General features: G+C 59.0%; 10 protein-coding genes. 8 read left to right on the top strand and 2 right to left on the bottom strand.

Annotated elements, in window-relative coordinates; translation table 11 throughout:
- Window position 1 precedes the first annotated feature (1 nt).
- Together dnaN and dnaA are read right to left on the bottom strand one after the other, a co-directional pair.
- A complete protein-coding gene (gene dnaN / locus QRM57_RS14780) occupies window positions 2–1,126 on the bottom strand; it encodes a DNA polymerase III subunit beta (RefSeq protein ID WP_011772783.1) in 1,125 nt (374 codons plus the stop codon).
- Window positions 1,127–1,689: 563 nt separating this feature from the next.
- The gene (dnaA, locus tag QRM57_RS14775; RefSeq protein ID WP_211710336.1) at window positions 1,690–3,108 is read right to left on the bottom strand and encodes a chromosomal replication initiator protein DnaA; all 1,419 of its coding nucleotides are present in this window, start codon (window positions 3,106–3,108) and stop codon (window positions 1,690–1,692) included.
- A gap of 465 nt (window positions 3,109–3,573) precedes the next feature.
- Here dnaA and rpmH point away from each other — a divergent pair, with 465 nt between their 5' ends.
- From rpmH to QRM57_RS14735, 8 genes are all read left to right on the top strand, one after another.
- Window positions 3,574–3,711 (top strand): 50S ribosomal protein L34, encoded by a 138-nt coding sequence (rpmH, locus tag QRM57_RS14770; RefSeq protein ID WP_011776797.1) that lies wholly within the window; start codon window positions 3,574–3,576, stop codon window positions 3,709–3,711.
- Between the two features lie 41 nt (window positions 3,712–3,752).
- Window positions 3,753–4,163, top strand: a complete 411-nt coding sequence (rnpA, locus tag QRM57_RS14765) for a ribonuclease P protein component (protein ID WP_257369972.1) — start codon at window positions 3,753–3,755, stop codon at window positions 4,161–4,163.
- A complete protein-coding gene (gene yidD / locus QRM57_RS14760; RefSeq protein WP_502868653.1) occupies window positions 4,156–4,566 on the top strand; it encodes a membrane protein insertion efficiency factor YidD in 411 nt (136 codons plus the stop codon). Before rnpA ends, yidD begins: the two co-directional genes overlap by 8 nt.
- A gap of 16 nt (window positions 4,567–4,582) precedes the next feature.
- A complete protein-coding gene (yidC, locus tag QRM57_RS14755; protein ID WP_235518111.1) occupies window positions 4,583–5,563 on the top strand; it encodes a membrane protein insertase YidC in 981 nt (326 codons plus the stop codon).
- A complete protein-coding gene (locus QRM57_RS14750; RefSeq protein WP_284987136.1) occupies window positions 5,563–6,114 on the top strand; it encodes a Jag family protein in 552 nt (183 codons plus the stop codon). The genes yidC and QRM57_RS14750 overlap by 1 nt, the downstream gene beginning before the upstream one ends.
- Window positions 6,115–6,120: 6 nt before the next feature.
- Window positions 6,121–6,771 (top strand): 16S rRNA (guanine(527)-N(7))-methyltransferase RsmG, encoded by a 651-nt coding sequence (gene rsmG, locus QRM57_RS14745; RefSeq protein WP_257369970.1) that lies wholly within the window; start codon window positions 6,121–6,123, stop codon window positions 6,769–6,771.
- 87 nt (window positions 6,772–6,858) lie between these two features.
- Window positions 6,859–7,911 carry a ParA family protein gene (locus QRM57_RS14740; protein ID WP_284987135.1) on the top strand — a complete coding sequence of 351 codons (1,053 nt, stop codon included), beginning with the start codon at window positions 6,859–6,861 and terminating at the stop codon, window positions 7,909–7,911.
- A 66-nt stretch (window positions 7,912–7,977) separates the two neighbouring features.
- On the top strand, window positions 7,978–9,186 hold the full coding sequence (locus QRM57_RS14735) for a ParB/RepB/Spo0J family partition protein (protein ID WP_284987133.1): 1,209 nt from the start codon (window positions 7,978–7,980) through the stop codon (window positions 9,184–9,186).
- Window positions 9,187–14,418: the final 5,232 nt, after the last annotated feature.

Here is a 14,418-nt window from a genome sequence, read left to right as displayed (position 1 = left end):
GCTAGTTGGGCAGGCGGACCGGCATCACGAGGTACCGGTAGTCGTCCTGGTCTTCCCCATCGGCTTCCGCCTGGGCAGTAATCATGGCCGGCTTGGGAGCTGTGGTGAACGAGAAGCGAACGTACTTGGTTTCGATAACGCTGAGGCCCTCAACCAGGTAGTGCGGGTTGAACGCAACGGTGATGTCCTCGCCGGAAAGCTGGGCTTCGAGCTCTTCCGAAGCCTGCGCATCCTCGCCCGTACCGGCGTCGAGGTTCAGCAGACCTTGGGTGAAGGCGAGGCGGACCGGAGTGTTCCGTTCAGCAACGAGCGATACACGGCGTACGGCCTCGACGAGTTCCTGGGTCTGGACTGTCGCGTGGATAGGGGTGGAGTCCGGGAACAGGGAACGGATCTTGGGGTAGTCGCCGTCCACCAGGAGTGACGTGGTGGTACGTCCTCCACTTTCGAAGCCGATCAGGCGGCTGTCATCGTCCGCGAGGGCGAGGTTGATGTCGCCGCTGCCACCGAGGGTCTTGGCAACCTCGTTCAGGGTTTTGGACTTAACCAGTGCGCTGGTGGAAATTCCCGGAGTAACAGGCTTCCAGGGAACTTCGCGCATCGCGAGGCGGTAACGGTCTGTGGCTAGGAGCGTGATCAGATCGTCTTCGATCTCCATACGTACGCCGGTGAGGATCGGCAAGGTGTCGTCCTTGCTCGCAGCGATGATGACCTGCGAAACGGCTTGCGCAAAAGCGTCGCCAGGCAAGGTGCCGCTGATTGCCGGCAAAGCCGGCAAGGCCGGGTATTCGGATTCGGGCATGGTGGCCAGGTGGAAGCTGCTTCGGCGGCAGGTCAGTGTGACTTTGCTGCCATCGGTTTCGACCTCGACCGGTGCGGAGGGGAGGCTTCGGCAAATGTCAGCCAACAAGCGCCCGGATACCAGGATGGTGCCCTCAACAGCGATGTCTGCCGGGATTTCCAGGCGCGCCGACGTCTCGTAATCGAAGCTCGACAGACTTACCGTTCCCGCCTCGGCTTTGAGGAGGAGACCGGAAAGCACCGGAACAGGCGGCCGCGGAGACAACGATCGCGCGGTCCACGTAACGGCTTCTGCCAGGACGTCGCGGTCGACTCTGAACTTCACGGAGGGGTGCCGCCTTTCATTGCTGCTGCCATGTAGTAGCTGCGGATTCCTGCTTGGAAGCCGCTAAATCTCCGCACTCCCGCACCGGAACCTGCATGGTCCGCACTGAGCGAACTACAAACAGACCCGAGGATGGGAGCGCTGCTGACAGCTTAGCCGGAAGATCCGCGATTAACCCATCCCCGATCGGCCGGACCCCTCGTATGTGGACAGCCGCAGGCTGGCCTCGGCCTGGCCGTTGGCCGGGCTCGGAGTGTGGCAGAACGAGATTGTTATTTGAGGGATTTCAATTTTTTGGGATTCGTAGTGTTAATAACTGCTGTGGAAACTGTGGATAACCCCATCTCGCCGCGAAGTTCCGCGGTTAAGCCCTGTTCACGGAGTGTGCGTTAACTGGGTTTTAAACAGGGTGTGGATGGGGACAACTCCCAGGAGCGTTTTTAACGATCCACAGGCGGCTTAAGGGTTTTAAGCCCATTAAGCACGCTTGTCCCCTTAAGTATCCACAGGCTTATCCACATGCACCTGTTAATAAGGTATGTAGTGGCGGTCGCGATGTGGATTCAGGAGTCGCGCTGCTGCTGCTTGATGCGGTTGGTCAGTTCGGTGACCTGGTTGTAAATCACACGACGCTCAGCCATCAGCTCACGGATCTTGCGGTCCGCGTGGATCACAGTGGTGTGATCGCGGCCCCCGAGCTCCTGGCCGATCTTGGGCAGGGACATGTCAGTCAGCTCCCGGCAGAGGTACATGGCGATCTGCCGGGCTGTCACCAGTGTCCGTGTACGGGACTTGCTGCAAAGCTCTTCCATGCTGAGCTTGAAATAGTCCGCTGTCTGGTCGAGGATCTGCTTCGCCGTGATTTCCTGGGCACCGTCATCCGTGATGAGGTCCTTGAGGACCATCTCGGCCAGGGCAACGTCCACCGGCTGGCGGTTGAGGCTCGCGAACGCAGTGACGCGGATGAGGGCGCCTTCAAGTTCGCGGATGTTGCTGGAAATCTTCGACGCGATGTACTCCAGGGCGTCGTCCGGCGCTGACAGGCCCTCGCTGAGGCCCTTCTTGCGGAGGATGGCGATACGGGTCTCAAGCTCCGGCGGCTGGATGTCCGTCAGCAGGCCCCATTCGAAGCGCGACGTCATACGGTCTTCGAATCCCGCAAGCATCTTGGGTGGCTGGTCGGAGGTGATAACCACCTGCTTGTTGGCGTTGTGCAGGGCGTTGAACGTGTGGAAGAACTCTTCCTGGGTACGGTCCTTGCCTGCCAGGAACTGGATGTCGTCGATCAGCAGCACATCCACGTTGCGGTACGTGGTCTTGAAACTCGTGCCCTCGTCGTCGCGGATGGAGTTGATGAAGTCATTGGTGAACTCTTCGGAGTTCACGTAGCGGACGCGAATACCACTGTAGAGACGGCGTGCATAGTGCCCGATGGCGTGCAACAGGTGGGTCTTGCCCAGTCCGGAGTCACCGTAGATGAAGAGCGGGTTGTATGCCTTGGCCGGCGCTTCCGCGACGGCAACCGCGGCCGCATGGGCGAAGCGGTTGGAGGAGCCGATCACGAACGTGTCGAAGATGTATTTCGGGTTCAGGCGGCCGAACTCGTGCGATGTGCTCGGCGGAGTCGGCTGGGGCTTCGGCTCTGCAAAGTCCGGTACTGCGGAAAGCTCGACGGCGGGTTCCGGCTCTGCATGGACCGGCACCAGATCGGTGTCTACGTCGATTGCACAGCGGATGTCATCCGAAAAGACGCTCCGCAGGGCATCGTCGAGGGCATCCTTGACCTGCGTTTGCAGGACTTCGCGGGTGAGCTCGTTGGGAACTGCCACCAGGAGGGTCGAACCTATGAGGCCTTGTGCCTGGGCCAGGATGACGAAACCACGCTGACGGGGAGTGACCCGATCGTCCTGTTCCAGGAGGGTCAGCACCCTGCGCCAGGAACTTCCGACAGTGTTGGCGTGGTTGGCTTCGTCTACTGTCATCAATCAGTTCCTAAATACTTGCTTGCCGGCGTTGCTGGCAGCCGAAGTGTCTCCGGCGTTGCTTGTTCCGGGTGATAATCCACAGAGTTATGCACAGCGGGTGGACAATGGGCTACTGAGCCACTCTAGGGGATGCAATCGCCAGAAGATAGCTGGGAAGTTGCCTGTGGATAATTACACCGTTGTGGTTCCGGAATACGGCTTGTGAGCCACTTCATCCACAGGCTGCAAGCAGGGTCTGGACACAGCTGTGGATATGTGTGCGGCAGGCTGCCGGTTTGACTGTGGGTCCCTTTTTGCCCTAACGTTGTGAAGTCCTTTGTGTCCGCTTTTGAGATCAGTTGTAACTCCGTACGTTCATCGTGCGGGAGGCAACGGCGGCGGCACATACAAAACTTAGCGTCGGCCAGTTCTTCCCCTTTTTTGATCGGGTGGGCGCACCTTTGATCCACTGGAGTAACTAACGTGAGCAAGCGGACTTTTCAGCCGAATAACCGCCGTCGGGCCAAGAAGCACGGCTTCCGCCTTCGTATGCGCACCCGTGCCGGCCGCGCCATCCTGGCTGCCCGTCGCGGCAAGGGCCGCGTCGAACTGTCGGCGTAAATAACTGACTTGTCGGTCAGGGTCTTTTTGCGGATTCGACGGTGCTAGCCACCCCTAACCGTCTGCGGACGTCTACCGACTTTTCAACAACTGTACGTTCCGGCGTCCGCAATGGACGCCGGAACTTAGTGTTATATACGGCCTCTATCGGGGCCGGGGAGCCGAGTCGAATCGGCTTCATTGTCTCCAAAGCCGTCGGGAACGCCGTGACCAGGAACCTCGTTAAGAGGAGACTGAGAGAAGCAGGCGCACTTTCCTTGCACACGCATGGAACTGGCCTGGCGGTGGTGGTCCGGGCTCTGCCCGCAGCTGCATCTGCCAGCTGGGAGCAGTTGCTCTCCGACTACAACGCCGCATTGGCAGTGACGACGAAGCGACTGGGTGGCTCCAATCCACGCAACGCTTCGCCGGACGGCAACGGCACCACTACGGAAGGGACACCGCGTGCATGACATAAGCACCGCCGTCGTTCCTTCCTCAAGTGTGCCCTCCAACAGGACCCTGCCCGCAGCGGTGGGTATCTTCCTGTGGGAGCTGCCGCGGAATATCCTCATTCTTTTGCTGAAGGCGTATCGCAAGGTCGTCTCGCCCCTGTACGGCCAGGTTTGCCGGTTCTTCCCCTCCTGCTCGGCTTATGCCTTGGAAGCAGTCACGGTGCACGGCGCTGTGAAGGGTAGCTGGCTCGCAGCCAAGAGGCTCGCCAAATGCCACCCGTGGAACGCCGGCGGAGTGGACCATGTCCCCGCTGGACATCGTCATTGGCCTGAAGGCCGGACGCCCACAATTGTTGTACTGAACAACCCGGACCAGTTCCTGGCTGCTCAGGCTGATGAAGAAGGCCGCACGGCGGCCTAACGAATAGGGATAACTAATGGATGACTTCTTTGGGACAATCATGTTCCCGTTCAAGTGGCTGGTGTCGATCATCATGGTCGGCTTCCACGAGGGACTGAGCTTCATTGGCCTGCCCGCCGCAAATGGCTGGACCTGGACTCTGTCCATCATTGGCCTCGTGCTGGTGATCCGTGCAGCCCTGATTCCTGTGTTCGTCAAGCAGATCAAGGCCCAGCGCGGCATGCAGCTCCTGCAGCCGGATCTGAAGAAGCTGCAGGCGAAGTACAAAGGCAAAACCGACCAGCTCTCCCGCCAGGCCATGGCGCAGGAGCAGATGGCGATGTACAAGAAGCACGGGACCAACCCGTTCTCGGCATGTTTGCCGATGCTGATCCAGATGCCGTTCTTCTTCGCCCTGTTCCAGGTGCTTTCCGGTATCTCCAACGCGAAGAATGCCGGCAACGGTATTGGGGCCATGAGTGCCCAGCAAGTCGTGGAGTTCGATGAGTCGAGCATCTTCGGTGCCCCGTTGTCCTCCGCGCTGCTTCACGGTGGCGCGGGAAACGTCTCCGTCGTGGTCCTGAGCGTCATCATGATCGTTGCCATGACGGCCTCGCAGTTCATCACCCAGAAGCAGATCATGGCCAAGAACATGTCCGAAGAGGCCATGGCCAGCCCGTTCATGCGTCAGCAGAAGATGATGCTGTACATCCTGCCCCTCGTGTTCGGCATCGGTGGCATTAACTTCCCGATTGGTGTCCTTATTTACTGGACCACCACGAACCTCTGGACCATGGGCCAGCAGTTCTTCGTCATCCGCCGCATGCCTACGCCGGGTTCACCCGCTGCAAAGGCGCTGGAGGAGCGCCGTGCTGCGAAGGGCCTCCCGCCGCTGTTGGGTGGAAAGAAGACTTCAGCCGCTGACGCCGCTGCCGAGGCCGAAGCTGCGGCGGTTGCAGCCGCCGAAGCCCGTGCCCAGCGCGTCCAGCCACAACGTAAGAACAGGAAGAAGAAGTAATGTCTGCCGAGAGCACCGAAGAAGTTACCAACGCCGTAACTGAAGACCAGGACGACTCCCAGGAAGAAACCCAGTCCAAGACGGCCAGCCGCTTGGAAGAGGAAGGCGACATCGCTGCCGACTACCTCGAGGAGCTCCTGGACATCGCCGACATCGACGGCGACATCGACATTGAGGTACGCAACGGGCGCACCTATATCTCCATCGTTGCAGACGAGGAGTCCGCAGCCCTGGACAGCCTCGTAGGCCGCGACGGCGAGGTGCTCGAAGCACTGCAGGAGCTGGCACGCCTTTCGGTGCTGTCCGCTACCGAGAACCGGTCCCGCCTGGTGCTGGACATCAACGGATACCGCAAGGAGCGCGCAGGCGTACTCCAGCAGATTGCCGAGGATGCCGTGGCCAAGGTCAAGGCGGATGGCGGGACGGTCGCCCTGGAACCCATGAGCGCCTACGAACGCAAGATTGTCCACGACGTCGTCGCTGATCTCGGGCTGGTTTCAGAATCCGAGGGCGAAGGCGCCGGCCGCCACATCGTCGTCTCGGCTGACTAGAAGCTCATGGTTGATATCACCGCAGCTGAACAGGAAGCGGCAGAGAAGATCTTTGGGGAGCGCTTGGATCTTGCCAAGCGCTATGTTGAACACCTGGCTACATCCGGTACTGAACGAGGGTTGATCGGTCCCCGCGAGATCCCTCGCTTGTGGAGCCGTCACGTCCTGAACTGCGCGGTCATCGAATCGGCCATCGCCATGGACAGCCACGTGGCCGACGTAGGGTCCGGCGCGGGCCTTCCGGGCTTGTGCCTGGCAATCGCGCGGCCGGATCTTGAACTTACCTTGATTGAGCCCTTGGAACGCCGCGTCATTTGGCTCCAGGAGGTCGTGGATGACCTTGGGCTGGACAACGTCACCATCATGCGGACCCGGGCTGAACTGGCAGTGGGCCTGGTTGACGCCGACGTTGTAACGGCCCGGGCAGTCTCGGCACTGACCAACCTTGCCGGGCTGACCATTCCGCTCTTGAATGGCCGTGGTGAAGTGGTGGCCATTAAGGGCCGAAGCGCAGGCGAAGAGATAGAGAAGGCCAAGAAAGTTATCCGCAAGCTCGGGGGCGTGGAAACGTCCGTTGTGGTTTGTGGACAGGAACTTTTGGAGGAACCCACCACCGTGGTGCGGATCATCGTCAACAAGCCGGGAAAGAGCGCGTAGCTACCGCCCTGTTTCCCGCGTGTCGGCGGCCGAGCGGTTAGGCTAGAGAACGGCAGCAAGCGCCAAATGAGAGTGAGAGTGTGACCAGTGGGCAGTAGTGAAACCTCCACGCAGCGGATCCCGCCGTTTATGTCTTTGGGTTCCGCGCGGGCAATGGCCACACCCTCTGCGTCCCTTCAATCCGCAATAGTGCGCACTCATTCGGTTGAGAACGCCGTTTCACGTGAAACTGTCACAGATGGAGGGCGAAACGTCATGGATTCCATTGATGATTCCAGCCCCATTGCCCGCCAGTTGGCCAATGAAACGCGCCGGCGCGAGCGTCTCATTGGACGCGAACTGCCTAAGCCCGAAGGAACCCGTATCTTCACGGTATCCAATCAAAAGGGTGGCGTTGGCAAGACCACAACCACAGTCAACATCGCAGCTGCCTTGGCCTCGGCAGGACTCAATGTCCTGGTCATCGATATCGACCCCCAGGGCAACGCCTCTACGGCACTCGGCATTGAACACCATGCCGACGTCGACAGCATCTATGACGTCCTGATCAATGACCTGCCCCTCAAGGATGTCGTGGCCCCGTGCCCGGACATCCCCAACCTCATCTGCGCCCCCGCCACGATTCACCTGGCCGGGGCCGAGATTGAGCTGGTCTCTTTGGTGGCTCGCGAACAGCGTCTCCGCCGTGCCATCGATGTTTACGCCAAGGAACGGGAAAAGAACGGTGAAGGTCGCCTCGACTTCATCTTTATCGACTGCCCTCCAAGCCTCGGCCTGCTGACAGTCAATGCATTCTGTGCTGCCAGTGAAGTACTCATCCCGATCCAGTGCGAGTACTACGCACTTGAGGGCTTGAGCCAGTTGCTCAAGAACATCGAAATGATCCAGAAGCACCTGAACGCCGACCTCGTTGTGTCCACCATCCTGTTGACCATGTACGACGGACGCACCAACCTCGCCGCCCAGGTAGCTTCTGAGGTGAGACAGCACTTCCCCGATCAAGTACTCAGTGCCGTGGTACCCCGATCCGTCCGCATCTCCGAGGCTCCGAGTTATCAGCAGACAGTTATGACCTACGATCCTTCGTCGAGCGGCGCGTTGTCTTACATGGAAGCCGCCGCCGAAATCGCTGAACGCTAGAATTTTTGAAACACTGCAACAGCCTGAGCCGGACCGTGCTTGGCTATCCATCGGAGGGATGAATCAATGAGCGAAAAGCGAAGGGGCCTCGGCAGGGGTCTTGGGGCTCTCATTCCCAGCGCGCCTGGTGCTGCCCAGGGAAATGGTGCCGCAGCTTCCCGTCCAGTGGACCTGTTCTTTCCGGAGGCACGGAAAGCTGCAGAACCTGAGGCTGCCACCTCACACGCCGACGTACCCGTTGATGAGCCAAAAGCGTCCGGCGCCAGGTCTTCCGCCACAGCACGGACAAAGCCCGCCGCGAAGCCCGCTGCTAAGGCGACTTCGTCGTCAGCCAAGACTTCGCCCAGCAAGCCGGCTACGAAACGCGCAGCTGCCTCCGATGCCGTAGAGGTTGAAGAAGGCTCGACGGCGGACGCGCCTTCAGTTGCTGCCTCGTCAAGCGTTGAGCTGGTAGAGGTTCCCGGTGCGCGTTTCGCTGAAATTCCTGTTGGAGACATTCATCCAAACCGCAAGCAGCCTAGATCCGTCTTCGATGAGGACGACATGGCTGAGCTGGTGCACTCCGTCAAGGAAATAGGCGTCCTCCAGCCAATTGTCGTACGGACTTCAACCGAAAAGGGTGGAGAACCGTATGAACTGGTTATGGGCGAGCGTCGTTGGCGGGCTGTGCAGGCCGCTGGACTGGAGACTATTCCTGCAATCGTTCGTGACACCACGGATGACGACCTTCTCCGCGATGCGCTCCTCGAAAACCTGCACCGCAGCCAACTGAACCCGTTGGAAGAAGCGGCGGCCTACCAGCAACTCCTTGAAGACTTCGGTACCACCCATGAACAGTTGGCAGATCGCATTGGCCGGTCCCGTCCCCAGGTCTCCAACACTCTTCGTCTGCTGAAGCTGCCCCCGTTGGTCCAGCGACGTGTCGCTGCCAGTGTTCTTTCTGCCGGCCACGCACGCGCCCTGCTGTCCCTTCCTGATGCAGCAGCAATGGAGCGCCTGGCGCAGAAGATTGTCGCTGAAGGGATGTCGGTCCGTGCTACGGAAGAAGCCGTGGCACTGTATCAAGACCCCGCCGCGCCAGCGAAGAATTCCATTCCCAAGCCAAATGCTCGCCACGAACGCTTGGATTACCTGGCTTCGTCGCTCTCGGATCGTTTGGACACCAACGTGAAGATTACTTTGGGTGCTCGCAAGGGTCGGGTCAGTATTGAATTTGCGAGTGTTGAAGATTTGAACCGAATTATGGATGTTCTGGGACCTGGGTCTGAGGATTAGCACTGGGTCACCCAAGTGATGGGGTCTGCTCCTAGAGCAGGCCCCATTTTTGTTGCTTGGAATATGGAGCTGTTGCGTCTGTTGTGTGGGGTGCGCCTGGGCCTTGGAGGATCTGCGTTTCACGTGAAACAGTGGCCTGGGGAGCGCTACTCTCGCTGCGTCTGGGCCTCCGACTTAGCCATTCCCTCGGACGTGCGTTCGGGAACTCAATGTGGCCCACTACCGAGTCTGATTGGATGAGTCTGGTAGGTATTACAGCATTCTCTGTCCTCCCGCCGTGGCCCGGCTAATCGACGCGGGAGGCCGGTGGGCCACTTTTCGGCCATTTCACACCTCCCGGGCCATGTTTTACCGGCTGATAACTCGTACTCTTCGGTTCAAACTATACGTAGCCGGCGTGACCAATGTGTCTTGGTGCCGAATAGTAGATGGGGAAAGCTGAATGTCTCCAGGTGTTTCACGTGAAACGGTGAGATGCACGCCCGTTGAAGCAGCCAAAATGTGGAGCTAGTACCGCCTTGAAATAGGGCCTGCAAGCTGCCACATGCGGTCGATCCACCGAAGGGTAGGAAAGAATACAGTCTGCTCAAGATCGGACAGGGCAATGGTCGACTTCTGTCGTATCTGCGAAACAGACATAGGTAGCTGCTCTGCCTAGAGCTGGGCATGTGAGGTGAGCGATCATGTTTCACGTGAAACGGCCCCTTGTTAGTCCGCTGCGGGGTAAGGGGTTTGTTTGCTTTGCGGAACCCCTTCATGGACCCCGCCGGCGAGTATCGGTTCCGTAGGACCCCGCTGCTTGGTGTGGCCATGCGTGCTGCGAGGCTTCCCGACCATGTTTCACGTGAAACGCTGGCATTATTCGACTATTTCGAGCTCGCCTAAAGCGTCCCTTGTCCGAGTCGTTCACCTCTGCCGTCGCAATTCAAGCAGCTCGGTCTGTCTCCAGCCCTGTCGAAGCTGTAGCGGTAAATTGAGTGTTCCAACGGTAGGTGAGCAGTCTTCGGAAATTGCCCCAGGAGTGGCCAATCTGGCATCAAGCCCCTTGGGGGGCCAGCCGATGCCCTTGTTCGTACCACTTCTTCTTGTGAGCGGCACCAGCACCTCTACATTCGGCGCCTCCTGCTGTTACAAGACCCGCTGGCGGACAGCACCAAGACCAAATATAAGGGAACAGTCACAGCCTTCCGAAGAGACCATAAATGGGCAGGAATGTACCGGTCAGTAGGGCCGGGTGTGATGTCCAAGAGGCAGTCCTCGAAGTGGAACCAGGGTGCGGATGGCTGTCTAGATGGAAGCAACGTACAGACGACTGCGCGACGATGCGCACATCGGAATCAATCAAAGGTTTCACTGCTCTCGGCAGGTGAATCAGAGAGTCAACTATTGAATCCCAACGCATTGGTAAAGTTTGAAGCCGAAAGTCCCACGGTAGGGTTGGCACCGACGTACAAGGCCCAGGTTCTGCGTTGGTCAGTGTTTGGACCGTGGACAGCGTAGGAAACCGCATGAGGGGCACCGTGTGGCCGTGTTGCCGATTGTGGTCCGGGCAATTTGGTGCTCGTGCTATCGCCTTATCTACACTTGTGGCCAGAGTCGGGATGGAGGCCAACGGGACTGAGACGCGGTGGAGGGCAATGTGGCGCTCAAATCCTGTCAGCTCTTGTTCACCCATCCAGCAGCCACCATGACTGCCTGCCAATGAATGAGATTCGTGACTGGCCAAGTGTGCGGTTGATGTGATGCTGGGGACAAAGACCTGCGGAGTGCAGCTTCTCGGTCCTAAGCGGGCATCTGGTACCAATGGCTCCCATGGTGGATCCCCTGAATATGCCTGGTTATCCAGACACGAGGACAAAATTATCCGTACCTCAGGCCTAACAACTCTGCCCGGCGAGGCCATTGCTCGTAGGTCACAAGCAACTTGGGCGCTCTCCCCTGGCTTGGTCCACGGTCGGATTGATCCGATGTTGGGGTCGGTGCCAGTCTGTGCTTTTCAAAGCTACACTGCCACCGTCAGGGCCCCCTAGGACCTTCGGCCCTGGGTGGGGTGAACCCTAGGCGCCCAGTAGCCCAAGCAAGGGCACCGGACCGCGATGGGCTACCGTGGTGTTTCACGTGAAACGCTGCCGCAGTGTGGTCGAGGCGTTCGCCCGGAGCAATTCAAACTAGGGATACATCATGTGGAAAAGCCGGTGGATATCGCTGTGGATAACTTTGGGGATAACTTACCCATCCAAGTGCAGCATTAGCAATTCAGGAGCCTGGGCTCAGGGCGCCGGATTCTCTACTTGCAGTGCGGTGGATCCGTACACACCACAGAACCTATCAGTACCCTCTTGCTGAAGATCGTGTACCCCTACAGCGGACCAAATTGGCCCAATTTGTATTGAATCTGGGGATTTCGGACTGAAGGTCGGTACCTTGAAATCGGCAGGGAAGCGTCATCGACTTTCCTGCGTCGAGGCGCTTCCTTCCAACGTTCAGCATGATGCTCCGAGCATGCTGTGGGCAATCTCATGGACGGTGGAAAAGCCTGTGGATAACCTTGTGAACAACTTACCCCTTCGCGCAGGCATTCGGGTCCCACGCCGCGGCTCCCTAGCCTTGCGATTGTCCAGGCAGAACAGAAACTTCTCTTCAGAGCGTCGTGGCATCTGAGCGCCATTGCTAGATGCCACGTGGCCCAGGTCCCTACATGAGGCCTGACGTTAGGTCTCGCAATTCCGGGGGTAGATACGAAGGTTTCAGATACATGGGGCCTCCAGCGTTGTGGCCTGATGTTTGGGTGCAGATCGAAGCCTATTGATCGGATGTCTTGAGAGGCCGGAGTTTTGTCTTGGGTTCGTGCTCCGGGCTGCGGCGGCGGGGAGGGTAGTTCGTTTCTGGCCGCCAGCAGTGAAATCGGTAAGTACCATGCGAGTGAATCGCTAGCCGGTCTGCTTGAACCTGATAGGGCGTTGCCAGTCGGTCCGCGATAGGCCGCATTACAGGTCCTGCGGGCATATGGCATGAATTGGCGACGAGCACCTACATGGAGAGGGCTCTCCTAAGCGCCACAGTGTGTAGACGGTTCCCTAGAGTGTAGGTGCTAGGCGGGTGATTCTTAGCCCGCCGACCGAAGGAGCTGTGCTCGGAGCTAGTACGGTAGCCGGGCAGCTGGCGGCTCTCCCCGGGCTACGTGGGTCACGCGCCCTCGGGCTGCCCCGTTTCACGTGAAACATTCACGTGGTCGTCGTGCTCATGCCCCGACCGGGAGCCGCCTTGAGCGAAACAACCGGCCCGTCCTGACCGGAAGACCTCCGTTGGTCGACTCTATCTGGGCTGCATGGCCGACAGGTCGCCTAGAACGTCTCACCGCGACTATCCTTCCGGAAGGCATGTCTAAGGGACCCGACTTGATGTCTTGATTGGCAAGGCCTCTGGTGAGGTACCTGACCTGGCCGCTCCGGTTGCTGTGCATGCCTGCTGTGAGTTGACGTGTCTGTCTTGGTCAGAAGGACGAGTCATGGAAAGACACGGTGTCGCTCTCCGAGCGCACGTTCAAAGGTTCGGCTGGGCGGCTTAGGGTTGGCGGTGGCGCCGATATGACCATGGAGGATCAATTTATCCGCTGCAATCCGCCGAGGACGTTACCGACCGAAGAAAGTCCGCTGATCTGTTGTTTGCCCCTACTTTCCCATGATCGTGAACCTGCCCCCGCTGAGTACGATAGCAGTTTCCTAGTCGAGGATACGGGCACGAAACGAAGGTAGAAGTGCGGCAGCGTCGTACGAGTCAGGGCCTTGTCTCCCGCAGTTACAGCTCAGCCAAACTCCGATGAGATCCCTGAGCCAAACGCGCATTACAGGGGTCGTGAGTCCTCCTCCAGCAGTCCAAAAGCTGGCATCGTGGCGGGTGGTCGACAGGAATTGTGAGAGTCGGCTGTAGTGCAGTCCGGATCGGCCGGGAGCCGACTACCGACGGAACGACGGAGAACTGTGGTTATGAGCCACCCGATTCTGTCGATGTATCGTAAAGGGGCTCGCCCGCGGGCGGAACGACACAACAGTTCGCTTCCCACGGCTCCTTGTGGGTGACATGCACGATGCGTACCTTCGGGAGTTTGCCGGATGCCCCATTGAGCTTTCGGTGAGTCGCAGACCTATGCGGAGTTCACTGTACTTGCCCTGGGGAGGGCCCGCTGAAGTTTCATTAGGGGTCTGTTTCACGTGAAACATGGATGTTTGACGCTCCTTTGCCTTTGGACACCCGCCCGGACCGGAGCTGCTGATGATTCTGCGGCGGTCTGTGAGGGACGGGGAGGGCCAGGCAGCAGGTAAAGTGCTGCCAGGGTTCAGCAATCATCGTGGAGTAGGTTCACGGGCCATCACTGTCTTTATGGGCTTGCTTGAGGCCGGGACACCCCCGCCCCGCGTCTGCGGTAGGTGTCGCGTGTCGTAGGTGGAAGGTCCTCGAGCGTTACGGTTACAGACGGAACGGACCACTAGATTTACGTTGTACGGGAGGCGCATAAGTCGTCGGATTCTCCTCGCGGTATCTGGCGAGTTTTATGTTTCGCAATGCCTAGGGAGTGCTGGAGGGGCACAAACGCCCTAACCAGTAGACCGAAGCCTAGCCAGGGCACTCGATACAGCAGAGTGGCCTTTACCGTTCTTCGAAACTACGAGCGCCGAAGGATGGTTAGTACGTGCAGGACTCCGCGCACTACTTCTTAGCTGACAAACGCAAGAAGCAATTTGGTGAGCTTGCTAGCGTGTTGATCACCCTCTTCAGGGGTTTCTCGGGCCGCGTCGGTGGCTGCCACGCGAAACGAGTCGAATCCCTGAAACAGAGTCTGGGAGCGCCGCCGGTTAGATCTGGCCCCGACGGGTTCCGCCCCGAGTCACGGATGGATGGATCGGTTTCACGTGAAACATCCTTCGACGCCGAGGACAACGGGCCGACGATCGCGAGATTGCCAGGCCCGTACCGTTCTGCCACCAGCACTCTCAGCAATCCCCCACACGACCTACGCTAACCCTTGGTTGTGCCCACATCGGGTGCGTCAAACAGCAGAGAAGCGGAAGCAGAAGAAGTTGCCTCTGGGTCCAGCAGTCATCACCCTTCTAGGATCGGTATCGCATCCTAGGGGCCGGGACGTGAGTGAGGGTTGGCGGGAAGGGGCCGGGATGTGGGTGAGGGTTGGCGGGAAGGGGCCGGGATGTGGGTGAGGGTTGGCGGGAAGGGGCC

It is taken from the genome of Arthrobacter sp. fls2-241-R2A-172 (assembly GCF_030208885.1).
Classification (GTDB): Bacteria; Actinomycetota; Actinomycetes; order Actinomycetales; family Micrococcaceae; genus Arthrobacter.
The sequence above is the reverse complement of the archived record's forward strand: the minus strand, read 5'-3'. Positions and strand labels throughout refer to the sequence as shown.